Origin of the sequence: Acidovorax sp. ACV01 (genome assembly GCF_014851495.1) — a bacterium.
In the GTDB taxonomy this organism is placed as follows: Bacteria; Pseudomonadota; Gammaproteobacteria; order Burkholderiales; family Burkholderiaceae_C; genus Acidovorax; species Acidovorax radicis.
Map to the genome: position 1 here is coordinate 142,913 of NZ_JACUZT010000005.1, position 23,351 is coordinate 166,263.

General features: G+C 66.8%; 24 protein-coding genes and 1 pseudogene. 8 read left to right on the top strand and 17 right to left on the bottom strand.

Features of this window, described 5'->3' with window-relative positions; all coding sequences use genetic code 11:
- Positions 1–135 precede the first annotated feature (135 nt).
- The 5 genes from glp to moaA all read right to left on the bottom strand — a co-directional run bounded on the left by glp (position 136) and on the right by moaA (position 4,401).
- A complete protein-coding gene (glp, locus tag IB243_RS15735; RefSeq protein ID WP_192428207.1) occupies positions 136–1,491 on the bottom strand; it encodes a gephyrin-like molybdotransferase Glp in 1,356 nt (451 codons plus the stop codon).
- A complete protein-coding gene (locus IB243_RS15740) occupies positions 1,488–2,054 on the bottom strand; it encodes a GNAT family N-acetyltransferase (RefSeq protein WP_192428209.1) in 567 nt (188 codons plus the stop codon). The genes glp and IB243_RS15740 overlap by 4 nt, the downstream gene beginning before the upstream one ends.
- A gap of 23 nt (positions 2,055–2,077) precedes the next feature.
- Positions 2,078–2,728, bottom strand: a complete 651-nt coding sequence (gene mobA / locus IB243_RS15745) for a molybdenum cofactor guanylyltransferase MobA (protein WP_192428211.1) — start codon at positions 2,726–2,728, stop codon at positions 2,078–2,080.
- A 31-nt stretch (positions 2,729–2,759) separates the two neighbouring features.
- Entirely contained in the window at positions 2,760–3,143 is a 384-nt protein-coding gene (locus IB243_RS15750; RefSeq protein ID WP_192428213.1) for a DUF6713 family protein, read from the bottom strand.
- A 118-nt stretch (positions 3,144–3,261) separates the two neighbouring features.
- Positions 3,262–4,401, bottom strand: a complete 1,140-nt coding sequence (gene moaA, locus IB243_RS15755) for a GTP 3',8-cyclase MoaA (protein ID WP_192428464.1) — start codon at positions 4,399–4,401, stop codon at positions 3,262–3,264.
- Between the two features lie 169 nt (positions 4,402–4,570).
- On the opposite strand from moaA, the gene IB243_RS15760 reads away from it, so the two are divergent.
- On the top strand, positions 4,571–5,422 hold the full coding sequence (locus IB243_RS15760) for a type IV pili methyl-accepting chemotaxis transducer N-terminal domain-containing protein (RefSeq protein WP_192428215.1): 852 nt from the start codon (positions 4,571–4,573) through the stop codon (positions 5,420–5,422).
- Positions 5,423–5,449: 27 nt separating this feature from the next.
- Here IB243_RS15760 and IB243_RS15765 read toward each other — a convergent pair whose 3' ends face one another.
- From IB243_RS15765 to IB243_RS15790, 6 genes are all read right to left on the bottom strand, one after another.
- Positions 5,450–6,133 carry a hypothetical protein gene (locus IB243_RS15765; RefSeq protein ID WP_192428217.1) on the bottom strand — a complete coding sequence of 228 codons (684 nt, stop codon included), beginning with the start codon at positions 6,131–6,133 and terminating at the stop codon, positions 5,450–5,452.
- Positions 6,130–7,104 (bottom strand): polymer-forming cytoskeletal protein, encoded by a 975-nt coding sequence (locus IB243_RS15770; protein ID WP_192428219.1) that lies wholly within the window; start codon positions 7,102–7,104, stop codon positions 6,130–6,132. The genes IB243_RS15765 and IB243_RS15770 overlap by 4 nt, the downstream gene beginning before the upstream one ends.
- A gap of 356 nt (positions 7,105–7,460) precedes the next feature.
- On the bottom strand, positions 7,461–8,222 hold the full coding sequence (locus tag IB243_RS15775) for an SDR family oxidoreductase (protein WP_192428221.1): 762 nt from the start codon (positions 8,220–8,222) through the stop codon (positions 7,461–7,463).
- Positions 8,223–8,277: 55 nt separating this feature from the next.
- A complete protein-coding gene (locus IB243_RS15780) occupies positions 8,278–8,907 on the bottom strand; it encodes a DUF2889 domain-containing protein (protein ID WP_192428223.1) in 630 nt (209 codons plus the stop codon).
- A gap of 88 nt (positions 8,908–8,995) precedes the next feature.
- Positions 8,996–10,429 carry an aldehyde dehydrogenase family protein gene (locus IB243_RS15785; RefSeq protein WP_010457974.1) on the bottom strand — a complete coding sequence of 478 codons (1,434 nt, stop codon included), beginning with the start codon at positions 10,427–10,429 and terminating at the stop codon, positions 8,996–8,998.
- Positions 10,430–10,533: 104 nt separating this feature from the next.
- Positions 10,534–11,238, bottom strand: coding sequence for a Crp/Fnr family transcriptional regulator (locus tag IB243_RS15790; protein ID WP_057270458.1), 705 nt, complete (start codon positions 11,236–11,238; stop codon positions 10,534–10,536).
- Positions 11,239–11,415: 177 nt separating this feature from the next.
- Between IB243_RS15790 and IB243_RS15795 the strand changes: the two genes are divergently transcribed.
- The 3 genes from IB243_RS15795 to IB243_RS15805 all read left to right on the top strand — a co-directional run bounded on the left by IB243_RS15795 (position 11,416) and on the right by IB243_RS15805 (position 13,989).
- Entirely contained in the window at positions 11,416–11,940 is a 525-nt protein-coding gene (locus IB243_RS15795; RefSeq protein ID WP_010457980.1) for a DUF962 domain-containing protein, read from the top strand.
- Between the two features lie 148 nt (positions 11,941–12,088).
- Positions 12,089–12,970 (top strand): bile acid:sodium symporter family protein, encoded by an 882-nt coding sequence (locus IB243_RS15800; RefSeq protein WP_010457982.1) that lies wholly within the window; start codon positions 12,089–12,091, stop codon positions 12,968–12,970.
- An 8-nt stretch (positions 12,971–12,978) separates the two neighbouring features.
- The gene (locus IB243_RS15805) at positions 12,979–13,989 is read left to right on the top strand and encodes an MBL fold metallo-hydrolase (protein ID WP_192428225.1); all 1,011 of its coding nucleotides are present in this window, start codon (positions 12,979–12,981) and stop codon (positions 13,987–13,989) included.
- Between the two features lie 27 nt (positions 13,990–14,016).
- On the opposite strand, the gene IB243_RS15810 is transcribed toward IB243_RS15805, so the two are convergent.
- Entirely contained in the window at positions 14,017–14,838 is an 822-nt protein-coding gene (locus IB243_RS15810) for a metal-dependent hydrolase (RefSeq protein WP_010457987.1), read from the bottom strand.
- Positions 14,839–14,974: 136 nt separating this feature from the next.
- Here IB243_RS15810 and IB243_RS15815 point away from each other — a divergent pair, with 136 nt between their 5' ends.
- Positions 14,975–15,589 carry a TetR/AcrR family transcriptional regulator gene (locus IB243_RS15815; protein ID WP_192428227.1) on the top strand — a complete coding sequence of 205 codons (615 nt, stop codon included), beginning with the start codon at positions 14,975–14,977 and terminating at the stop codon, positions 15,587–15,589.
- On the opposite strand, the gene IB243_RS15820 is transcribed toward IB243_RS15815, so the two are convergent.
- From IB243_RS15820 to IB243_RS15840, 5 genes and pseudogenes are all read right to left on the bottom strand, one after another.
- Positions 15,586–18,102 carry a cation-translocating P-type ATPase gene (locus IB243_RS15820; RefSeq protein ID WP_192428229.1) on the bottom strand — a complete coding sequence of 839 codons (2,517 nt, stop codon included), beginning with the start codon at positions 18,100–18,102 and terminating at the stop codon, positions 15,586–15,588. The genes IB243_RS15815 and IB243_RS15820 overlap by 4 nt on opposite strands.
- Before the next feature lie 383 nt (positions 18,103–18,485).
- Positions 18,486–18,629: pseudogene (locus IB243_RS15825) on the bottom strand (rubredoxin); the annotation flags it as partial.
- A 53-nt stretch (positions 18,630–18,682) separates the two neighbouring features.
- The gene (locus tag IB243_RS15830) at positions 18,683–19,450 is read right to left on the bottom strand and encodes a cytochrome b/b6 domain-containing protein (RefSeq protein WP_192428233.1); all 768 of its coding nucleotides are present in this window, start codon (positions 19,448–19,450) and stop codon (positions 18,683–18,685) included.
- Positions 19,451–19,495: 45 nt separating this feature from the next.
- Positions 19,496–20,020: a diheme cytochrome c gene (locus IB243_RS15835; protein WP_192428235.1), complete on the bottom strand. Its 525-nt coding sequence runs from the start codon at positions 20,018–20,020 to the stop codon at positions 19,496–19,498.
- 11 nt (positions 20,021–20,031) lie between these two features.
- Entirely contained in the window at positions 20,032–20,436 is a 405-nt protein-coding gene (locus IB243_RS15840; RefSeq protein WP_192428237.1) for a DUF1924 domain-containing protein, read from the bottom strand.
- Positions 20,437–20,548: 112 nt separating this feature from the next.
- On the opposite strand from IB243_RS15840, the gene IB243_RS15845 reads away from it, so the two are divergent.
- Genes IB243_RS15845 through IB243_RS15855 form a run of 3 tightly spaced genes read left to right on the top strand, consistent with a single transcriptional unit; the run spans position 20,549 to position 23,070 of the window.
- Positions 20,549–20,956, top strand: coding sequence for a PepSY domain-containing protein (locus IB243_RS15845; protein ID WP_192428239.1), 408 nt, complete (start codon positions 20,549–20,551; stop codon positions 20,954–20,956).
- Between the two features lie 6 nt (positions 20,957–20,962).
- Entirely contained in the window at positions 20,963–21,646 is a 684-nt protein-coding gene (locus IB243_RS15850) for a response regulator transcription factor (protein WP_192428241.1), read from the top strand.
- Positions 21,643–23,070, top strand: coding sequence for a sensor histidine kinase (locus IB243_RS15855; RefSeq protein ID WP_192428243.1), 1,428 nt, complete (start codon positions 21,643–21,645; stop codon positions 23,068–23,070). Before IB243_RS15850 ends, IB243_RS15855 begins: the two co-directional genes overlap by 4 nt.
- Positions 23,071–23,351 lie beyond the last annotated feature (281 nt).

Genomic DNA, 23,351 nt, shown 5'->3' on the forward strand with positions numbered 1-23,351 from the left:
GAAAAACCCATTGTGCGGTGCTTCGCCTGCGCGGGTGCCACGGGCGCGGCACCTGGGAGGGGCGCCGAGCAAGGACCGCCCCGCACTGAGGGCGTCGTCCCCCTGGGGGGAAGGCGCGACGCGACTCAGGGGGGGTCAAATGACGCCGTCAAAGACCATCACATCCACCGTATCGCCCACCGCCACATTGCCCTGGCCGTGGTGCAGCACGATGAGCCCATTGGCCTGCACCATGGAACTGAGCACGCCCGAGCCCTGGTTGCCGGTGGTGCACACCTGCAGCGTGCCATCAGCGGCGGTGGTGATGGTGCCGCGCTGGTACTCGGTGCGGCCGGGTTTTTTGCGCAGGGCTTCGGTGCTGGTGGCGCGCGCCAGGGGCGGGGCGGTGTGGGTGCTGCCCATCATGCGCAGCAGGGCGGGGCGCACGAAGGCGAGGAAGGTCACCATCACGGCCACGGGGTTGCCGGGCAAGCCAAACAGCACAGCGCCGCCGTGGGATTGCTTGCTATTATTTTGGTAGCTATTAACGCTTGATGGATAAGCGCTAGAGGCCATTTTTTCTTGATTTTCAGTAGCGGCAATGCTCCCTACCGCCATCGGGCGGCCGGGCCGCATCGCGATGCGCCAGAAGGCCACGTCGCCGAGCTTCTTCATCATCGTGCGGGTGTGGTCGGCCTCGCCCACGCTCACGCCGCCGCTGGTGATGATGGCATCGGCGCGCTGTGCGGCGTTGCGAAAGGCCACCTCCAGCAGTGCCGGCTCATCGCGCACCACGCCCAGGTCGATTACCTCCACGCCCAGGCGGGTGAGCAGGCCGAAGACGGTATAGCGGTTGCTGTCGTACACGGCGCCTTCGCGCGGTGGCTCGCCCAGGCTCAGGATCTCGTCGCCGGTCGAGAAATACGCCACGCGCAGACGGCGGAACACCGTCACGGTGGGCAGGCCCAGGCTGGCCACCAGGCCCAGGGCGGCAGGGCTGAGCAGCGTGCCCTGGGCCAGCGCCAGACCGCCTTCCATCAGGTCTTCGCCCTTGAAGCGGCGGTTGTCACCGGCCTTCAGCACATCGGCTGCGATGGTGATGTGGCCATCGGCTGCGGCCTTGGTGAACTCCTGCGGCACCACGGTGTCCAGGCCCGTGGGCATGATGGCGCCGGTCATGATCTTCACGCACTCGCCCGCTGCCACGGCGCCCACCCAGGCCTTGCCCGCCAGTGCCGTGCCCACTACCCGCAGTGAGAGGGGCTGCCCGGCAACGAGCTGCGCGCCCGCAAAGGCATAGCCATCCATCGCCGAGTTGTCGTGCGGAGGCACGCTGAGGGGCGAGACCACGTCCCGCGCCAGCACGCGGCCCAGGGCGTCGAAGAGGGGGAGCTCTTCGGTGGCGGTCACGGGCTCGACCAGCCGCTGCAGAAACGCGTTCACATCGGCAGCGCTCAGGGCCTGCGGGTCGTAGCCTTGCAGCTCGGCGGCAATCTGGGCAATGGTTTTCATGGATCTGTGTCGTTGGAATCAGGGATGAGTACGCGCACCATGTGCAGCTTGTCGAAGCCCACGCCGTCCACCACGATGGCGCGGGGCAACAGGCCCCAGGCGCGGAACCCGGCCTGCTCGTACAGGTGCACGACGTGCGTGTTGGAGGCCGTCACCGTCAGCACCAACTGGGTCAGGCCAGGTACGCGGCAGGCTGCTGCCACACAGGCGGCCACCAGCTGCTGGCCAATGCCCTGGCGCTGCGCACCAGGCGACACCATCATGCCCACCAGCACGGCACAGTGGCGCTGCTTGGTGCGCTGCTCGCGTTCGCAGCCCAGGCAGCCGAGCAACTGGCCTGCGGCATCGAAGGCACCCAGGAAGAACTGGCCCGATTCCACGGTGCCAAAGCGCGCCACATACTCGCTGGCATCGCGGCCCACCGACGATTCATAGTCCGACGTGAACGCATCCGGTGCGGTGCGCAGCGCCTCGTCGCGCAGGGCCTTGTAGGCCACGGCATCTGCGGCGACCAAGGGGCGGATCTGTACGGAACTGATAGCCGTGGTTGGGCGCGCGTTCATGGCGGTTGAAGGGGCGGTCAGGTCTATGAGGCCCGTGAAGCCTGCGGCGCGCTGGTGTTTTCCAGCGAGTGCAGCTCGGCCAGCGTATTGGCGTTGAAGAAGGCCTTGGGGTCATCGCCCGGCTGGTCAAACGCAACGATGGCGCAGCGGTGCTGGGCCGTCCAGGCATCGATCTTGCGGCCGCCGGCCTGGGTGAAGGCGACCAGGCTTTCGAGCAGGTCCACGCGCAGCAGGCAAAACACCGGCTGGGTGCGCACGGTGGTGTGGCCCGTGCCATCGTCCTCGGGCGCTGCGGCCATGGCGATGTCGGCGTCCTGGGCGTCGGCCGCAGCCGCCAGGCGCTGGGCCAGGTCCAGTGGGAACAGGGGGGTGTCGCAGGGCACCGTCAGCAGCCAGGGAGTCTCGCAACGCTCGAGCCCGGTCAGAAAGCCCGCCAGCGGACCAGCGTAGTCGGCCAGTACATCAGGCCACACGGGGGCGCCAAACGCCTCGTAGGCCGCGAGGTTGCGGTTGGCATTGACCATGGTGGCGCCGGTCTGCATCTGCAGCCGCATCAGCGTGTGCAGCGCCAGAGGCAGGCCGCGAAAACTCTGAAGGCCTTTGTCGACGCCGCCCATGCGGCTGCCGCGTCCGCCTGCAAGCACGAGGCCGGTGATGTCTTGGGTTTCAATCATGGGGGGTGGGCGATGGGTGAAAAGCAGGGCGCTACAGCGGCTGCCGGGCACGCAGCGCGGTCAGTTGCAGGCACGAGAGGACGGCTGTGCAGGCCAGCAGGCCCAGGGACACGGGTTGCGCGAACGCCTCGTGCCCCAGGGCAAAAAACAGGCCGTGGATCGCCACGGTCAAGGCCCCGAGGCAGGGCATGAGCTTGTAGAACGCCAGGGCCGCCGGGCCTTCGCCGCGGGCGACCTGTGCCTGGGCATACAGCACCAGCGCAATGATGGGCAGGTTGAGCAGCAGGTTGACCTGGTGGCCGCCGGGGATGTGGAACAGCTCCCACTCGTGCCAGTACGCGGCATCGATCTGGTGCGTGACCAGGACGGTGGCATTGGCCAGAAACAGGGCGCGGTGCGTGGGTTGAAGGGGCATGGGGTGAGGAAAGGGTGAAGGCCGCAGCCACCCATGGTGCCTTAAAACAATCGGCGCCCGTACCCTGGTGCGGTGCAGGGGCTCCACAGGATCGAGATGCATGGGGCTGGCCCCACAGCTAGCCGCCGATATAGCTCATCTCCACCCGCCGCGCGCCGCCTTGCGTGGTATCCGCAGGCAGGCTGCTGCGCAGTTCCGAATAGCGGTCGCTGCGCTGCTGCCAGATGGGGGCGATGGCCGAGGCAATCGCTTCGTCGCTGGCGCCGCCGCGCAGCAGGGTGCGCAGGTCGTAGCCCTCCGAGGCAAACAGGCACAGGTAGAGCTTGCCTTCCGTGGACAGGCGCGCGCGGTTGCAGTCGTGGCAAAAAGCCTGGGTCACGCTGCTGATCACGCCCACCTCGCCCAGGGCGGGGTCGTATTGGCCCTGGGCATTGGCATAGCCCCAGCGCTCGGCGGTTTCGCCGGGGCTGCTCGGGTCGAGCTGTACCAGGGGCAGCTCGGCGCGCAGCCGTTCGATCAACTCGGCTGAGGGCAGCACCTCGTCCATGCGCCAGCCGTTGGTGGCGCCCACGTCCATGTATTCAATGAACCGCAGCGTGGTGCCCGTGCCGCGAAAGTGGCGTGCCATGGGCAAGATTTCGTGGTCGTTGGTTCCCCGCTTGACCACCATGTTGACCTTGATGTGCGACAGGCCCGCCACATGCGCGGCCTCGATGCCCGCCAGCACGTCGGCCACCGGAAAGTCCACGTCGTTCATGCGGCGAAAGATCGTGTCGTCCAGGCCATCGAGGCTCACGGTCACGCGGTTCAGGCCTGCATCCTTCAGTGCGCGGGCCTTGCGCGCCAGCAGCGATCCATTGGTGGTCAGCGTGAGGTCGGGCGCTTGGCCGTCCACGGTGCGCAGTTCTGCCAACTGGGCCACCAGCGCTTCTAGGTTCTTGCGCAGCAGGGGCTCGCCGCCCGTCAGGCGGATCTTGCGCACACCATGCGCGAGGAACAGGCGCGCCAGCCGTGTGATCTCTTCAAAGCTCAGCAAGGCGCCGTGGGGCAGGTAGGGGTAGTCCTTGTCGAACACTTCCTTGGGCATGCAGTAGTTGCAGCGGAAGTTGCAGCGGTCCGTCACGCTGATGCGCAGGTCGCGCAGCGGACGGCCCCGGGTGTCGGTGAGCAGGCCCGTGGGGGCCACGGGATGCGTGGGCACCCGCGCCGCCAGAGCGGCGATGCGTTGGTCCACCAGAGGAATCACACGTTCGGCCATGGCGTGATTTTGCCGCATGGGCGCCTGCAGAGGGGGCAAGCCCCTGCGCGCGGAGTTGATCGCGGTCAAGTTTTGCGAAGGCGGTGGTATGGCCCTCCTTTGACATGGCGCAGTGCGTTCTGGATGCTGCATTGCAACAATCTGCACATCCGATTTCAAGGGGATTCCCATGTTGACGCGTGAATTTTCAGCCGATGCCACGCCATGCCAGCGCCGCGTGGCCCTTCAGTGGGTGGCGGCCGGCATTCTGCTACCTACCTGGGCAACTTGGGCGACAGGGGCCCAGGCGCAGATGGGGTTGTCGGGGGCCATCAACTATGCGGGCTGGTTTCGCGCCCTTTCGCAGCGCATGGCCAAGGCCTATTGCCAGCAGTACCTGCAGGTGCTGCCCGGTGCGGCCGTGGATGTGATGGGGTTGGCGCGCAAGATGGTGCAGACGGGCAGCGGTGAACTGGCCAAGGGCATGCAGTCAGGCCAATGGCCCGCAGACGTCGGACGGCAGCTGGCCGAAGTGCAAAAGCAGTTTGCCCTGCTCAACCAGATGACCTCTGCGCCTGCCTCCACCACGGCCTTGGTGGTGGCGGCCTCGGAGCAGGCCGACCGCACGCTGCTCATTGCGCAGGCCGTGACCGAGGCCGTCGAGAAGATGGCACAGGCACCCAGTGCCCGCCTGGTGAACCTGGCGGGCCGCCAGCGCATGCTGTCGCAGCGCCTGGCCAAGAACTACTTTTTGAGTGCTGCCAAGGTGGACTCCAAGGTGGTGCAGGCGCAACTGGCGTCAGACGCAATGGATTTCCGCCAGGCCCTGCAGACGCTGAAGGCGGCGCCCGTCTCCACCCCTTCCATCCGCAACGAGTTGGAGCTGGCCGATTCGCAGTGGCTGTTTTTTGAATCCGCACTGCGCCGCCCTGCCGATGACACGGGGCTGAACGCCGTGGCCACCACCAGCGAACGGCTGCTGGGGGTGATGGACAAGCTCACCGGCCTGTACGACGCTGCCCTGCGCGAAGTGCTGGGCTGAGAGCCTGGGAGCGGCAGGGTCACCCGGTCAGCCGCCCCAGGCCCTGTGCTGCATGAAGTCCGCCAGGCGGCAATCGCGCCCCACCAGCACCAGCCGGGTGTCCAGCGCGTTGAAAAACCCCGGGGGTGGTGGAAGCGGCAGCTGCTGGACGCGTTTGTGGGTGTCGATGCGCGCCGCCGCCAGTTCGTAGTCTCGGGCCAGGGCCATCCACAGGCCGTGGGCGCCGGCCGACTGGCGTGCGCCTGTTATCAGGCTCCTCCCCGAGTCCAGCCACCAGCGGTAGATGGCGGATGCAATGCCCATGCGGCGGTAGCCGTCCACGACCTTGGCGTGGGGCGCGCGCAGGTGGCGGTCGGTGTGGCGGTCCACCTCGACCAGCCGGTTGAACACGGTGTACGCCACGATGCGGTTGCGCAGCGGGTCGATGGCATACACAAAATATTCGCCGTCGGCCTCGCGCAGGCGGAACTCCAGCCCGGGCAGGGGCAGGGCCAGCGGGCGCATCGCATCGCGGGCGCGAGGGTTGGTGCGGATGCGGTCGTACAGGGCGTCAAACTCGCGCTGGATGTCGCGGCCCGACAGGTCCACGTCGATGCGCAGTTCGGTCAGCAGGTGGCCCACCGCCCCCAGCCGGCCCAGCCAGCCGCCTGCGGACGGGGTACCGGAGGCTATGCGGGGCGCGAGGGGCAGGGCGCTGACTCCGGGCATCATGGCGCTTCCCCATGGCCCTCGGTCCAGCAGCCGCTCAACAACCGCGCTGGCTGTTCGCGGGCGCATACCCTGGCGCTGTTTGGCCAGTCCGTCAGGGGCACCACCAGGCCCGCATACACGCCATAGGCCTCGCCCCCTGCAATGGTTTCTCCCGCCCACAGGCTTTCACCCGCGCGGATGGCCCCTCCGGCGTGGATGTGCCCACCCGCACGCACGCCCCAGCCCACCTGCAGGTGGCTCTGGCAGTCCACGTCGCCCGCCACCTGGAGTCCACGCACGGCGTGCACGGAGGCCCCGCCTAGCAGGTGGCCGCCCACCTTGATGCCGCTGCCGCAGTCCAGATCGGCGGTGACTCGCAGGTCCTGACCTACCGTACATGGGCCGCCGATGTGGGCCGAGGCGCCGCAATCGAGCTCACCGCCCACCCGCAGGCTGCCCGTGCATTGCAGGCGCTGCGCGACCACCAGGGACCCGCCCACGCGCGCATCGCCGTGCCACCGCACGCTGCCATCGCAGCGCAGCGCGCCCGAGACGCGCAGGTCTTCCCCAACCCGCAGTGCGCCGCCCACCCGCAGGCCGCCCCGCACGCTCAGGCTGCGGCCCGTGCGCAGCACACCATCCACATCGGCGCTGCCCCCGCACCGCACGCTGCCGGCAAACACCAGCGCATCGGCCCCCAGATGCTCCACCTCCAGTACATCGTTGGTGGGGCCGAACTGGTCGAGCATCCAGCAGGCGTCTTCCACGCGGCCTTCGCGCACCAGGTCGTCCAGCAGGGCCTGGTAGTTGCTGGCGCCCTCCTGGCGGCGCAGGTACCAGCGGTAGCCGTCGGCGCAGGGCCGCTTGGCACGGATGAACTGGCGGGTGATGTCAGTGGCGATGGCCGTGTTGGCGATTGCCTCATCGGCGGGAAGGCTGAGCGCAGGGGCGCACGGGGCGAGCGAAATCTCGCCCGAAGGAAACGGGGGCATGGACACTCCTGACGTTCGCGCCCTGGTTGCTACCAAGGCGCAAGCTGGCGCTGGGCGAGGGGCCCGGCGACAGGAGGTGCGCGAAAAGAATGCGGAGGGGAGGGGTGTCGCCGGGCTCAGGAATCTGCAGCGAGCGTGCAGACTTGGCGGTCACCGGCCTGGAGCGTGGCCTGCGAGCGCGCGGCACGGCGCAGCGGCGCGGTCGCGCTGGCGGTTGTGTCGTGGGAGTGGCTCGCAAACATCGGCGGCACTATAGGCAGCGGCTTCAAGACCGTCAAATCAATCCGCACTGCCTTGGTGCGGATTGGGCGCGCGCAAACGCAAGTGATAGTGGCTTGCGAGCGCGCTTGGAGCCTTTACACGCAGCGTCCGCCATCCACCTCGATGCACACGCCACTGATGAAGGATGCCTCGTCACTGGCGAGGTACAGCGCGGCGTTGGCCACGTCCAGCGCGGTAGAGAAGCGGCCCAGCGGAATGGTGGCCAAAAACTTGGCGCGGCGGGCCTCGTCCACGGGGCCACCCGCGAACTCGGCGGCCAGGCCCGTGTCGGGGTTGAACACGGGGTTGATGCAGTTCACGCGGATGTTGTCGGGGCCCAGCTCGGCCGCCATGGACTTGCTGGTGATGATGACGGCGCCCTTGGAGCCGTTGTACCAGGTCAGCCCCGGGCGGGGCCGCAGGCCAGCGGTGGAGGCGATGTTGATGATGCTGCCGCCACCGGCCTGGCGCAGTGCGGGCACGGCGTGGATGGCGCTCAGGTAGATGCTCTTCATGTTGATGGCATAGACCTTGTCGAACTCTTCCTCGCTCACTTCAAGCATGGGGCGGTTGCGATGCGTCCAGCCTGCGTTGTTCACCACCACATCCAGGCGGCCGTACAGGCGCACGGCTTCTTCGACCATCGCCTTCACTTCGGCGGATTTCGTCACATCGGCCTTGAAGAAAGCGGCGGTGCCGCCCGCTGCCGTGATCTCGGCCACCACGCGCTGGCCACCGACCTCGTTGATGTCGTTGACGATGACCTTGCCGCCTTCAGCGGCCAGGCGCTTGGCGATGCCTTCGCCAATGCCGTTGCCGGCGCCGGTGACGATGATGGATTTGTTCTGTGCGCGCATGGGCTCTCCGATAGGTTTGTTGGGGGTGTCAAATTTGATAGCTGCTAGCGCTTGTCTATAAAGCGCTAGAGGCAGATTCGACGGATATTTCGGGGGTGGGTGACTGCGGGGAGGTGTCTGCGGCCACGGCGGCAGGCGCCTGCGGCACCCGGCCATAGAACTGCGGAAAGTATTCCTTCACGCCGCTGCCGTTGAAGTCCCATCCCGTGCACTGGCCCAGGTGGCGTGGCGGTTCGTCGGGGTTGCTGGACGAAAAAACGGCGGGCACGGACTGGAAGGCTGCTGTGGCCAGGTTGAACAGCAATTCACGCAGGTGCGTGCAGCTGGCCACGCCACCCAGGTGCTTCTGGATGGCCTGGCGCCAGCCGCGTGCCATGCTGCAGCCCACCATCTGCTGCAGCGCAGCCTGGGCTTCGGTACAGCCTTTAAGCGGGTGCGAATCCATGGCCACATCGATGGCCTGCACCACCAACTGGCGGTTGACCGTGACGCGCAGCCACATGTGGTGGATCGCCTCGCCCGCCAGACGCTGTTGGGTTGCGTCGCGGAAGGAGGGCGCGTCGTAGGCCTTGCTGTCGTGCAGCTCGCCTTCGATGTCCCACAGGCCATCGTTGCGTTCAAAGCCCTGGTAGTTCACCCGGCGGACGTGCTTCAAGGTGCGGGGGGCGGGAGGGCTCAGGGGCATGGGGAAAAGCGTCGTGCAAAAAGGCAAAGGTTAGCGGTGCACAGCCGAGCCGTCGCGCGCGGGCGCGACAGACGCTGCCGTTGCGCCATCAACCGTACTTGATGGCGACGGTTTTGAGCGTGGTGAAGCCGTACAGCGCCTCAAAGCCCTTTTCGCGCCCGTAGCCGCTGGACTTGACGCCGCCAAACGGCAGCTCTACACCACCGGCAGCGCCATAGTTGTTGATGAACACCTGGCCGCTGTGCACGCGCTTGGCCATGCGGAACTGGCGGGCGCCGTCGCGCGTCCAGATGCCGGCCACCAGGCCGAACTGCGTGGCGTTGGCCTGCTCCACGGCGTGGTCTTCGTCCTGAAAGGCCATGGCGCACAGCACGGGCCCAAACACTTCTTCCTGCGCCAGGCGGTGGCCCACGGGCACATCGCGCAGCAGGGTGGGGGCCTGGTAGTAGCCGGTCTCGGGGGCTTCGTCCACCACCACGCCCTGGGCCACCATGGGGATGCCGGCCACCTGGGCGTCCGACAGGAAGTCCCACACGCGCTGTTGCTGGGTCTGGCGGATCAGCGGGCCGACATCGAGGTCCATGGCGGCGGGGCCCACGCGCAGCTTTTCAAACGCCTTGCCCAGGCGTTCGAGCAGTGGTTCATAAATCAGCGAATCGATCAGCACGCGTGAGCCCGCCGAGCAGGTCTGCCCGGCGTTCTGCACGATGGCGTTGATGACCACGGGGATGGCGGCATCGAGGTCCGCATCGGCAAAGATGATCTGCGGGCTCTTGCCGCCCAGCTCCAGCGTCACGGGGCAGTGGCGCTCGGCGGCCACCTGCTGGATCAGCGTGCCGATCTTGGGGCTGCCGGTGAAGCTGATGTGGTCGATGCCGGGGTGGCGCGCCAGCGCGTCGCCCACTTCATGGCCGTAGCCGGTGACGATGTTGAGCGCGCCGGACGGAAAGCCCACCTCGGCCGCCAGTTGCGCCACGCGGATCAGCGACAGGCAGGCGTCTTCGGCCGGCTTGACCACGCACACGTTGCCCGCCGCCAGGGCACCGCCCACGCTGCGGCCGAAGATCTGCATGGGGTAGTTCCAGGGGATGACGTGGCCCGTCACGCCGTGGGGCTCGCGCCAGGTCAGCACGCTGTAGCCGTCGGGGTAGGGAATGGTCTCGCCATGGAACTTGTCGCAGGCGCCGGCGTAGAACTCGAAGTAGCGCGCCAGTGCAATCGCGTCGGCCCGCGCCTGCTTGGTGGGCTTGCCGCAGTCGCGCTGTTCCAGCGCAGTCAACTCGTCGGCATGTTCCAGGATCTTGGCCGAGAGCTTTTGCAGCAGGCGGCCCCGGTCCACGGGCGCCATCTTTTGCCACACTGCGTGGTAGCACTGGCGCGCCGCATGCACCGCCGCATCGATGTCGTCGGCGTTGCTGCGCTGGATCTCGTCGAAGGGCTGGCCGTCGGACGGGTCGATCATGGCAATCGTGCGGCCCGAGGCGGACGGAACCGAGGCGTTGGCGATGTAGTTCAGTTGCATGGCCGTCATTTTGCCCGGAAATGGAATGTGTGCTTATTATTTGAATAAAAAATGCCTCTGGCGCTTGTTGGTAAAGCGCTAGCAGCTACATAGTTGATAGCAATTCAATAGCAGGTGGCGCGCAGCGCTGCCAGGTCCAGGATCTCCACCTCGCCGCGCTGCACGCGCACCAGGTGGCGCGATTCCAGGTCTTTGAGGATCTGGTTGGTGGTTTGGCGCGAGATGGCCAGCATCAGCGACAACTGCTCTTGCGAGATGCCAATCACGCGGCGCGACTGGCCCTCGGCCGTCCACTGGCCATAGCCCTCGGCCATCATCACCAGGCGCCGCGCCAGGCGCTGCGGCGCGGGCAGCAGCGCCAGCTCTTCCATGGCCACAAACGCCGAACGCAGCTTGTCGGTGAGCAGCAGGGCCAGCGCATGCCAGTGCTGCGGGTGGGCCTGCAGCCAGTGCTGAAGCCGCTCGTGCGGGATGTGCACCAGCGTGGTCGGCTCGGTGGCCTGCGCGTCGTGGGTGCGTGCGGAGTTGTCGAACACCGAGATCTCGCCAAACCATTGCGGCGGCTCCAGGCGGATCAGCAGCGCGGCCCGTGCCTCGTCGGCCCGGCCCCCGGTGCCCGAGATGCTGACCGCGCCGCGCACCACCGCGTACAGCCCGCACGGCGCATCGCCGCGCAGGAACAGCACTTCGCCCGTCTGCAGATGGCGCAGCTGTGCCATGGCCAGCAGCGGCTGGGCAAAGTCGGGTGGCAGGTGGGCAAACCAGCGTCCGGACTGGAGCACGGGCAGATAGGCGGCAGGGTCGGTCATGCGGGAAAGAAGGGGCGCAAAACAAAAAAGGGAGCGGCGAGGGAAGTCCGCCAGCGTGTGTACGGGAAGGGTCTTGGGCTTGCGGGCTTTGACTTTCTTTTGTCGTGTGTCCGACAGACGCAGGCGCCGTCGCAGGGCGACCATTGATCCTGCTCAAAACAATACCAGGAGACACCCATGAAAACCCTGATCGACCACCTGGCCCAGTACGCCGATTACCACCGCGACCCGCGCAACATCCACACCCACTTTGTGGGCGTGCCGATGATCATGTTGGCCGTGGTCATACTGCTGTCGCGCCCCACGTGGATGGTGGGCGAGTTGCCGCTGAGCCCGGCGCTGTTTGGCGCACTGGCCAGCTGTGTTTTCTACTTCCGGCTGGATGCGCGTTTTGGCCTGGTGATGGCGGCGCTGCTGGCCGCCATGCTGGCAGGCGGCCAATGGGTGGCAATGCAAAGCCTGGCGGTGTGGCTGGCCACGGGCATCGGGCTGTTTGCCGTGGGCTGGGTGATTCAGTTCGTGGGCCACTACTACGAAGGGCGCAAGCCCGCGTTTGTGGACGACCTGGTGGGCCTGATCGTCGGCCCGCTGTTTGTGGTGGCCGAGTGGGCCTTTGCGCTGGGTTTGCGCAAGGAAGTGCAGGCGGCGATTGAGCAGCGCAGCGGCCCGGTGCGGCTGCGCACCAGCCAGGCAGCCGCGTAAGCCCAAGCCGGTTTCCCTTCACCGTGTTCCCTTGTTGTCAGGGTGGATCTGCCCTGCCAGACCCATGGCATCTCAGCGGTGCCATGGGTTTTGTCGTTTTGGTTTCTGCATGAATGGAGCGCGGCAGCCGTCTGACCGTGTGTGACCCATGAGCTTTGTTTCCGTACTTCCCACCTTGTTGTTCATCGCCCTGGGGCTGGTCATGTTCGGCCTGGGCCTTTCTCTCACGGTGGGGGATTTCCAGCGCCTCATGCACCACCCACGTGCCGTGGTGCTGGCCCTGGTGCTGCAGGTGCTGGTGTTGCCTGCGGCGTGCTATGCCCTCATCGTGCTGCTGGGCGTGGCGCCACTCTACGCGGTGGGGCTGATGCTGCTGGCTGCATCACCGGGCGGTGTGTCGGCCAATCTGTTCAGCCATCTGTTTGGCGGCAACGTGGCGATGAACATTTCGCTCACCGCCATCAACACCGTGTTGTCCATCGTGAGCCTGCCGGTCATCACCAACTGGGCCATCAACACCTTTGCCCATACCGGCCAGGTGGTGCCGCTGCAGTTTGGCAAGGTGGTCGAGGTGATCATCATCGTGCTGGTGCCCGTGGTGCTGGGCATGGCGGTGCACCGGCGCGCGCCGGCCTTCAGCGCGCGCATGGAAAAGCCCATGAAGATCTTCAGCGCCGTGGTGCTGGCCGCGTTTGCGCTGATTGCGATTGCCAAGGAATGGACAGCGCTGGTCGAATCCTTCGCGGTCATCGGTCCGGCCGTGTTGCTGTTCAACGCCATCAGCCTCGCGTCGGGCTACTACCTTTCGCGCGCGGCGGGGCTGGATAAATCGATGGCCACGGCCATCAGCTTTGAGATCGGCATCCACAACTCCACGTTGGCGATTTTTATTGCGTTGTCGGTGCTGGGCAATTTCCAGCTGGCACTGCCTGCGGCGATTTACTCGGTCAGCATGTACGTCCTGGCCACGCTGTTTGGCACGCTGGTGCTGCGGCGGCAGGCCAAGGCCCTTGTGAAGGCGGTGCCATAGTGCGGGCGGTGTTCAAGAGGGCACTGCTGGCGGTGCTGGCCTTGGTGCTGCTGGCGCTGGCTGCGCTTTGGTGGGCGCTGCAGCAGCATCCATCGCTCGCACCTTACGCGGACCTGCATTGGAAGGCGCCCGTTGGTAGTGGGCCGCCGGCGCCGCTGAAGGTGACTTTCCTAGGGGTCTCCACCGTGCTGCTGGACGATGGAGAAACGGCCTTGCTCACCGACGGCTTTTTCTCGCGCCCCGGCAAGCTGCAGACCTTCCTTGGCAAGGTGGAGCCCGACCTGCAGGCCATCGCCCAGGGCCTGGAGCGTGCTGGGCTGACCGGCAAGAACGGCAGGCTCGCAGCGGTGATCCCCGTGCATTCGCACTATGACCATGCCATGGATGCCCCAGAGGTCGCACGGCGCACGGGTGCGTTGCTGCTGGGCTCGCCGTCCACGGCCAACGTGGGCCGGGGCGCGGGGTTGCCCGAGGCGCAGATCCGCAGCGCGAAGCTGGGGGAGCCCCTGCGTTTTGGACGCTTTACCGCCACGCTGTACCCCAGCCGGCATGCGCCCACCGGCTTTACCGGCGGCGAGATCACGGAGCCCTTGCACCCGCCCGTGCGTGCCAGCGACTACAAGGAAGGCCAAAGCTATGCGCTGCACATCGAGCATGGGGGCAAGACCTTGCTCATCGTGGGCAGCGCGGGCTTTGAGCCCGGGGCCCTGCGGGGCGTGCACGCCGACGTGGTGATGCAGGGCATCGGTGCCCTGGGTCCGCGGCCCGAGAGCTACCGCGATGCGCTGTGGACCGAGGTGATCGCTGCCGTGGGTGCCCGGCGCGTCATCCCCATCCACTGGGACGACTTCTGGCAGCCGCCCGGCCAACCCATGCAGCCCATGCCGCCGCCGCTCGACGACTTTGATGCGTCCATGGCCTACCTGCGCGCTCGCGGGAGCCGCGAGGGGGTGGACGTGCGGTTGCCGCTGGAATGGCTGCCGATGGATGTGTGGGCCGGGTTGGCGCAGAGCCGTTAAAGGCAAGTCCCTACCGATCTTGGCGGCTCACTGCGCGCCAACCGGCACGTACTGCTCGCTGTGCTCGGCCAGCCAGCGCTGCGAGAGATCGGTTCCGTGCTGGCTGGGATGGAAGTCGCGCCGCAGGTACTCGCGCCAAGGGCGCCATGTCTCCCGCACCAGCCCCCCTTTGCCAAACAGCGTGCGCGCGGCGCTGGACCAGGTGCGCCAGTGCCACAGCGTGCCATCGCGGCGCAGGTTGCCCACCGTCTGGCGCAGCACATCGCCCACAAACACCATGGTGATGCGGCGAAACCAGGTGATGCGCCACTCGTGATTGCCGCCGAGGGCCTGGTAAATGTCGAAGGCCGTGTTCTTGTGCTCGGACTCTTCGGCGCAATGCCATTGCCACATGGTGGCCAGGCGCGGCTCCGCCCCCTGCAGGGTCTCGGGGTGGGCCAGCAGCCATTCAGCCAGCAGGGCGGTGAAGTGCTCGTTGGCAGCCGTCACGGCCAGGGGGTGGCGGGGGTCGGCTCCGGCGAAAAGCTGCATGCGTTCCTGCGCGCGGGATGCCCATTCGTTGACCAGGCCCTGCTTTTCGAGGTGCCCATTGAACAGCGCATGGATGCGGCGGTGGGTCGCCTCTTGTCCGATGAAGCCCCGGACCTCGTCAGCGAACTTCGCGTGTTGCTCGGGCGGCATGGCCTTGTGCCCGCCCTTCACCGCGTCGATGAAGAATTGTTCGCCCACCGGAAAACTCATCGACAGCGCATTGAAGAACGCCGTGCGAAACGCATCGCCACCGCACCAGTGGCGGTCAAAGGGCGTTTCCAGATCAATGAGCAGGCGTCGCACGACGAGTTCGGTCATGAGAAAGGGTCTCCGGGAGCACAGTGAAAAGAGAAAGTCCGGGGTTGTTGGTACTTTGTGGTACCAGTGGCTGGAATCATGGGGTGTACATGTGGTACCGTCAAGTACCTGTGATCAACGAGGGAATCCGCAAGCCATGACTGCCGTGCAAGAAACCACCCGACCAGGCGCCGCAGTGGGCGCCGAGCACCGCGCCCGCCTGCTGGAGGGCATGGCCCGCGCCGTGGCGGCCAAAGGCTATGCCGACACCACCATCGCCGACGTCGTGCGCGAGGCCAGCGTGTCGCGCCGCACCTTCTACGAGAACTTTGCCGACAAGGCCGAATGCCTCACGGCGCTGTACGAATCCGCCAGCGGTAACGCACTGGCGGTGCTGCGCGGCGCCATCGACCGCCAAAGCGACTGGCAGGCACAGCTGGAGCAGGCACTTTCGGCGTATTTCGGTGCACTGGCCTGCAACCCGGTCTTGCTGCGCACCCTGTTCATTGAAATCCTGGGCCTGGGCATGCCCGGCCTGGCCGCGCGGAGGCGGGTCAATCAGCAGTTGGTGGACCTGATGCTGGAAGTGATCAACCAGCGCACTGGCGAGAGCCGGGGGGCTCCTTTGCATCCCGCGATGGCCGTGGCGGTGGTGGGAGGCATCAATGAAATGGTGCTGCAGTCCATCGAGCAGGGTCGGGCTGGGGCCCTGCAGGAGCTTGTAGCGCCGTCTGCGGCGCTGCTTCGGGCCGCGATTTCTGCCGATTTCTAATGGGGTGTGGCTGCGACACGGAACCAGCGTTTGCAGCCCTGTAACACGGCCACCGTGGCCCACCCGGCACCCAGTGCGGCCAGCCACTGCAGCACTGACAGCGGCGCAAATTTGAACGGTGCAGCCAGCCATGGCACCGTGGTTACAGCTGCCAGCCCCGCCAGCGTGCCACCCAGCACCCAAAGGCTGACGGGCGTGAGGCCTGCCCACAGGCTGCGCCAGCTGGTTTGGCTGCTGCGGCTGGGCAGGATGAGTGCGGCGTTGGCCGCCACCAGCACCACAAACGCGGCCGTGCTGGCGGTGGCGGCATGTGCCGCCTGGCCCAGCAGCCAGGCATACAGACCCACCACGGCTGCTGTCACCACGCTGCCCTGCAGCAGGCTCAGCAGGATGTGGCGGGATGACAGCAGAGGCTCGTTCGCCTCGCGCGGTGGCTGCTGCATGAGGTCGGCAGCGCCTTCCTCGGCCTCGAACACGATAGAGCAGGCCGGGTCGATGACCAGTTCCAGAAACGCAATGTGCAGCGGTGCCAGCACCAGCGGCAGCCCGAACAGCACTGGCAGCAGCGCCAGCCCAATGATGGGCACGTGCACCGCCAGTGTGTAGACCATGGCCTGGCGCAGGTTGGCAAAGGTCTGCCGCCCCCGGTGAATCGCCAGCACGATGGCCGCGAAGTCGTCGTGCAGCAGCACCAGGGCTGCGGCCTCGCGCGCCACATCGGTGCCGCGCTGGCCCATGGCGATGCCGATGTGTGCCGCCTTGAGGGCGGGGGCGTCGTTCACGCCATCGCCCGTCATGGCCACCACCTCGCCCTGGGCCTTGAGGGCTTCGACCAGCGCCAGCTTCTGGTGCGGCTTGATGCGCGCAAACACGCTGACCTGCCGGACCTGCTCGGCCAGCACTTGCGGTGGCATGTGGGCCAGCTCGTCGCCGGTGACCACGCGGTCGTTGGCGATGCCCGCCTGGGCTGCAATGGCGCGCGCGGTGCGGGGGTGGTCGCCAGTGATCATCACCACGCGAATGCCCGCCTGGCGGCACTGCGCAACGGCCTGGGGCACCTCGGGGCGCAGTGGGTCGGCCAGGGCCACCAGACCCAGCCATTCAAAGTCAAAGTCGTGTTGGGCGTCGGGCCAGGTGTCTTGTGTGTGGTGCCGTGCCTTGGCCACGCCCAGCACCCGCAGGCCCCGGTCGGCCAGGCGCGCGGCCTGGGCGCTGACGGCGGCGCGTTCGGCGTCGGGCAGGTGGCAAAGGTCGGCCACGGCCTCGGGTGCGCCCTTGGTGGCTACCGTGTCGTGCGCCGAGATGCCGTCGCGCCACAGGTGGCTCATGGCCAGCAACTGGGGCGACAGCTCGTATTCGCGTGCCAGCGACCATGCGGGGTGCAGGTGCTCGGTGTCCACCAGGTGGTCCGCCGCCATGCGGTGAAAGGCCTGTTCCATGGGGTCGTGCGGTTCGATCTCGCTGGCCAGCACGGCGTATTCGAGCAGTTCGTGGAAGGCATCGGGCAGCGCGCTGCCATCCGCCGCGGCTGGCAGGTGTTGCACATCCAGCTCCTGGCCCGCAATGCAGAGCTCCGCCACCGCCATGCGGTTTTGGGTGAGCGTGCCGGTCTTGTCCACGCACAGCACCGTGGTCTGGCCCAGCGTCTCGATGGCGTTGAGCCGCCGCGTGAGCACCTGCTGCGCCGCCAGCCGCCGTGCGGCCAGGGCCAGGAAGACGATCATGATGACTGGCAGCTCTTGCGGCAGGATGCCCATGGCCAACGTGATGCCTGCCAGCACGGCCTGCAGTGCATCACCCCGCAGCGCCCAGAACAGGCACACCAGCAGTGCGCAGAGCGACAGGCCGATGACCACCAGCTTGCGGGTCAGTCGGGTCATCTCGTCGCGCAAGGGCGAGGCCTGCAGCGCAATGGTGTCGAGCGACTGGCCAATGCGGCCCAGTTCGGTGTGGCGTCCCACGCCAGTCACCCGCAGCAGGCCCTGGCCGCTGACCACCAGCGTGCCTGCAAACACCTTGTCGGCAGGTTGCTTGGCCACTGGCTCCGATTCGCCGGTCAGCATCGACTCGTTGGCGGCCAGCTCGTGCGCCTGCAGCAGCGTGCCGTCGGCCGGAATGCGGTCGCCCTCGGCAACCATCAGCAGGTCTTCGCGCACCACGTCGCGGCCCGCAATGCGCACTATGGTGCCGCCGCGCAACGCCAGCGCGCGGGGGCTGGAGAGGTCGCGCAAGGCATTCAGCGCGTTGTCGGTGCGGCGCTCCTGCAGCACCGTGATCGCCATGATGATGACCACAAAGCCCAGCAGGATCAGCGCCTCGTGCGCATCGCCCATCGCGAGGTAGATGGCGCCTGCGCCCAGCAACAGCAGGAACATGGGCTCCGTGACCACGTCCCAGGCCATGTCGCGCAGCGTGCGGCGCTGGCTGATGCCCAGTTCGTTGGGGCCTTCCTCGCGCAGGCGCTGGGCGGCAACGGCTGGGTCGAGGCCGGTAGTGGAGTCGGTAGTGGGCATGTGGACCGTGAAGCTGCGTTGCAAGGAGGGTCGCAACGGTGCAACCGTTATACCGCGCGCTGGTGTCTGCAGCCCTGATGCAGCGCAGTGCGCTGCGCCCGGTGTCCTTTCCTTAGAACCTGTTCAATGTCTTTTTGGAGATTGCATTGGAGTGCAATCGGGATGAGTGGATGCTTCGGATGCGCCGCATGGGCTCGTGCCCATGCAAGCAGCAGAGGCGCCCAATCGCCCGATTTCACTCCAACCCTTCGGGCAAGTGCCTTGCCGGGCGGTCTGCGGCGTTGCGGCGCTTGTGGATAGCCAAGCTATCCACTGCGCACCGCGCCTAGCATCCCATCCCGGCAAGGTACTTGTGCAACTCCAAAAAGACGTTGAACAGGTTCTTACACCTCGCACATCACAAAGTCTGCCTTGCCGACATTGCACTCCGGGCAGCGCCAGTCGGCGGGCACGTTCGCCCAGAGGGTGCCGGGCGCGATCCCGTGGTCGGGCAGGCCCGCAGCCTCGTCGTAGATCCAGTCGCAAACGGCACACATGTAGATTTTCATGGGGTGTTTCCTTCGTGGTCGGTGGCTATGACTCAGTCGTCATCGTGGTGCCGTTGGCGCTCGGCTGATATGCCGCTGGCAACCCAGCCGTTGGGCGACTGCTGCCACTGCCAGGCACCGAAGGCCAGTGTCGCGATCAGCAGCAGGGCGGCGAGCCAGGTGCGGTTCTTCGGGACCAGATCGGGCCCGTTGCCCGCCACCCGGCCGGTGAGCATGGGCAGCGCCTGATTCTTGCGGCGCAGCACGCTCAAGCCTGCAATGAGCGCGATGTGGGCCAGCACCACAAACAGCAGGGTGTTGCCGAAGAACTCATGCACCTCTTCCATCACCTCTCCCATCCAGTGGCCACCCAGCGCAGCGCCCCAGTCGTTGTACGTGGCGTAGCCACTGAGCGTGAGGGGCACCACCAGCGCCAGCAGCAACACGATGGCCAGTGCCATCAGCAGGTTCTGGCCCTGGCGCCAGTTGATCTGTGTGACCGATTGCGCCTGGGGCAGAGCGCGCAGCCGTGCGGGCGCCCCTGCCAGCTTGCGCCATAGCAGGCCCAGGCCCGAGGTGCGCGACCCGAAGATGCCGTACAGCAAGCGAAAGCCCAGCAGTCCCGCCATGGTGTAGCCCAGGGTGACGTGCAGCAGCCGCCAGTGCTCGCCGTCGGCCGTGGCGTAGGCGCCCACAAAGCACAGCGCAAAAAGCCAGTGGAACATGCGTGTGGGTGCGTCGATGACCCGGCGGCTGGGCACTTTAGCCAGAGTGGGTTGCGCCGTTGCGTCGGCGGGATGGAGGGTGGGTGTGTTGTTCATCGTGTTCTCTTTGTAGGGGCTCCGGAGGAGGGCCGTGCGTGGCGGTCAGTCGTTCCAGGCGCGGCGTGAGCGGGCATCCAGCCCCGCCGGCATGCGTAGGTCGTGGTCGTCAAACTGCCCTTGGTCCGCGCCCGTGTGGCAGGCCGCGCAGTTGGCGGCGCTTTTCACGCTGGCGAGCTTCCAGGTGGCGGGTTCGATCTTTCGGTGCTTGCGTTCAAACCAGGCCGAACGGGTGACGCGGTCCTCGGGCGGCTCCTCGTTCACGCGCTTGTAGGTGCCTGCGTGGGCCTGCAGCCACTGGCTGAGCTGGCGCACGGTGGCTGCGTCGAGCGATGCGTCGGTGCCGTAGTGCTTGTCCAGACCCGTCATCACGCGGTTCCACGACGCTGCGGGCAGCAGGCCAGGCGGGTAGGCGGTGTGGCAGGCGGCGCATTCCTGCGTGTAGGCGCTGGGCACGTTGCGGGGCATGGCGCGCCCGCCGTCTGCATGGGCGCCGGACAGCGTCATCGTGGTGAGCACGCAGAGGACGGCGGCCATGGCAGCGGGGCGGAGGTGGGAAAGTTTTTTCATGGTGCTGCAGTTCAAGGCTTGAGGGCGCTGAGGTAGGCCAGCACATCGGCTTTTTCGACGGCCGTGCATTCGCGGCTCAGCACGTCGTTGCAGTTGCGGCGAAACCATTTTTCGACCTTGGCGGTGTCGGTGAAGGCCTTGGGGTTGAACGCCGGGGCCAAGGGCGTAATCGATTTGCCAGTGCTGGCGTGTTTGCCTTGCGCGGTGGGCGGCGTGCCGTGGCACGAGGCGCAGGACCACTCGCCGCCGTGGCGGGTGGTGAAGAGCACTTGGCCCTTGCCGGCGTTGCCCGGACTGCCGGCCTGGGCGCTCCAGTGGGCGAGCTGCTGGGCGGCGGTGGTGTCTGCGGCGTGGCTCGGGCTGGCTACTGTCCAAGCAAACAGTGCTGCAACTGCCAGGTGGCGAACGGTTGTCATCGTGGGGCCCTTTTGAGTGTCTTCGTGTGTTGCCATTGTTGAAACGGCGGCCTGAACGGCGCGTGAAAGAGCCGTTCATCGGCCGTTCAGAAACTGCGCAGGACAATGGCCCATGTTTTCGACGAGCTGCCGCACACCCACTCGCCGCCACGCCGCACGCCTGGCGGTGGCTGCGTGGGCGCTGTGGGGCACGGCGTTGGTCGCGCCGTCCGCTGCGGCCAGCGGCCATGACGGCCATGACCGCGCCCGGCAGGCCGTGCAGGCAGGCCAGGTGCTGCCCTTGCCCGCAGTGCTGGAGCGCCTGCAGCGCGAAGTGCCCGGCCAGGTGCTGGAAGTGGAGCTGGAGCAGGAGCAGGAGCAGGAGCGGGATCGCTGGATTTACGAGATCAAGCTGCTCACACCTGCCGGGCAGTTGACCAAGATCAAGCTGGACGCACGCACGGCCGAGGTGCTGCGCATCAAATCGCGCGACGATCAACGAACCGGCCGAGAACACCGGCGAGAGCAGCCTCGCAATTAGCCACCCATGCGCATCCTCCTGGTAGAAGACGACACGCTGCTGCGCACCCAGTTGCGCACTGCGCTGCACGGCGCGGGCTACACCGTGGATGAGGCCGACAACGGGCGCGACGCCCAGTTTCTGGGCGACACCGAGGCGGTGGATGCCGTGGTCCTGGACCTGGGCCTGCCGGTGGTGGACGGGCTCACGGTGCTCAAGCGCTGGCGGGCCGAGGGGCGCAACATGCCGGTGCTGATCCTGACCGCGCGCGACAACTGGCACGAAAAGGTGGCGGGTATCGACGCCGGTGCCGATGATTACCTGACCAAGCCCTTTCACCTCGAAGAACTGCTGGCACGCCTTCGCGCACTGATACGCCGCGCCAGCGGGCAGGCGTCGGCGGTGCTGCAGTGTGGCGATTGGTCGCTGGACACCCGCAGTGGCCGCGTGACCTGCGCGGGCCAGCCCGTGGCGCTCACGGCGCATGAATACAAGGTGCTCGATTACCTCATGCACCGGCCGAGCGTTCTGGTGTCGCGCAGCGAGCTGACCGAACACATCTATGCGCAGGACTTTGACCGGGAATCCAACACCATCGAAGTCTTTGTGGGGCGCTTGCGCAAAAAACTGCAAGCTTTCTCCCAAGACCCGAACCACTCTGCCCGCATCGAGACAGTGCGTGGCATGGGCTACCGCCTGGTGCCACCATGAACCGGGGTGGGTTGCATTGGTCGCGCTCCCTGCGGTTTCGGTTGCTGGCCGTGACGGTGGCGGGGGTGGCTGTGGCCGTGGTATTGGCTGGTTTTGTGCTGAGTGGGCTGTTCCGCGAGCATGTGCAGCGCCAGTTCGAGGCGGCCCTCGTGCAGCAGCTGGACCAGGTCACGGCGCGGCTGGGGTTTGATGCCCAGGGCCAGCCGGTGATCGCTGCGCAGGCGCTGTCGGACCCGCGCTGGCTCAAACCCTATTCCGGCCTGTATTGGCAGGTGGACGCCATGGCGCCCGATGGTAACGGCCGTGCCGGCATGCTGCGCTCGCGCTCGTTGTGGGACACCAGCCTGGCCCTGCAGGTGGATGCCCTGGCCGATGGCGCGGTGCATGTGCATGAGGTGGCAGGCCCGCAGGGCGCGCCCTTGCTGGTGCTGGAGCGCACCGTGCGTGCCGAGGGCGTGGATGCGGCGCGCTGGCGCCTGATCGTGGCGGCCGATCTGCAGGCCACCCAGGCGGCCACCGCGCGGTTCACGCGTGTGCTGGTGCTGTCGCTGGCGGCGCTGCTGGTGCTGCTGGCAACCGCCGCCTGGGCCCAGGTGGCGGTGGGGCTCAGGCCCTTGCAGGCGCTGCAGCGGGGCTTGCAGGATGTGCAACAGGCGCGCGCCACCCAGTTGCAGGGCGCATTCCCTGCCGAGGTGCAGCCGCTGGTGGATGACTTCAACGCCGTGCTGGGCCGCAATGCCGAGGTGGTAGAGCGTGCGCGCACCCAGGCGGGCAATCTGGCGCACGCCTTGAAAACACCGCTCACCGTGCTGGAGAACGCGGCCCGCGCGACGGCACCCAGTGATGGCGCAGCGTTGGCTGCGTTGGTGCGCGACCAGGTGCAGGTCGCGCGGCGCTACATCGACTGGCACCTGGCACGCTCACGCGTGGCCGCCTCGGCGCACCTGCCCGGCCAGCGGACGGCGCTGGAGCCGGTGGTGGGTGGACTGGTGCGTGTCATGAACAAGGTGCATGCCGGGCAGGGCGTAGACATCACCATTGCACTGCCCGATGCTCCGCTGTTCTTTGCGGGCGAGGCGCAGGATCTGCAGGAAATGCTCGGCAACGTGCTGGACAACGCCTGCAAATGGGCACAGTCCACCGTGCGGCTGACAGCACACGCGCAGGGTGAGGACGCTGAGAAACCGTTGCGCCAGCTTTTGATCAAGGTAGAAGACGACGGCCCCGGCATCGGTGCCGCGCAGCGCGCGCAGGCCTTGGAGCGCGGCGTGCGGCTGGACGAAACGGTGCCGGGCACGGGACTGGGCCTTGCCATCGTGCAGGACCTGGCGGCCATGTACGGAGGGCGGCTGGACCTGGAACCCGCCGACCTTGGCGGCCTCAGGGTGGTGCTTGTGTTGCCCGCTGCGGGAGAGTCGGTGTGAAAAACCGCCAGAGCTGAAAAGACGAAAAATAGCCCGCCGTAGCGGAGAAGGCGTAACGGAGAAGGCGTAAAAAAGCCCGCCGAAGCGGGCTAAGGCCCTGACAAATCCCCTCGATCTCTCGAATGTCGCAAAGCCTTGGACTGGACGCCCCCAGCGTATCACTCCGGATGGCGTTTGACTACCAGAGGAACGATAGGCAGCGCGGCGACCGTGACGGGCCCGCCCCCCAGGGTTCTGCGCCAGGTTTTCAGGATATGTTTGGGATAAAAATGACCCCTGGC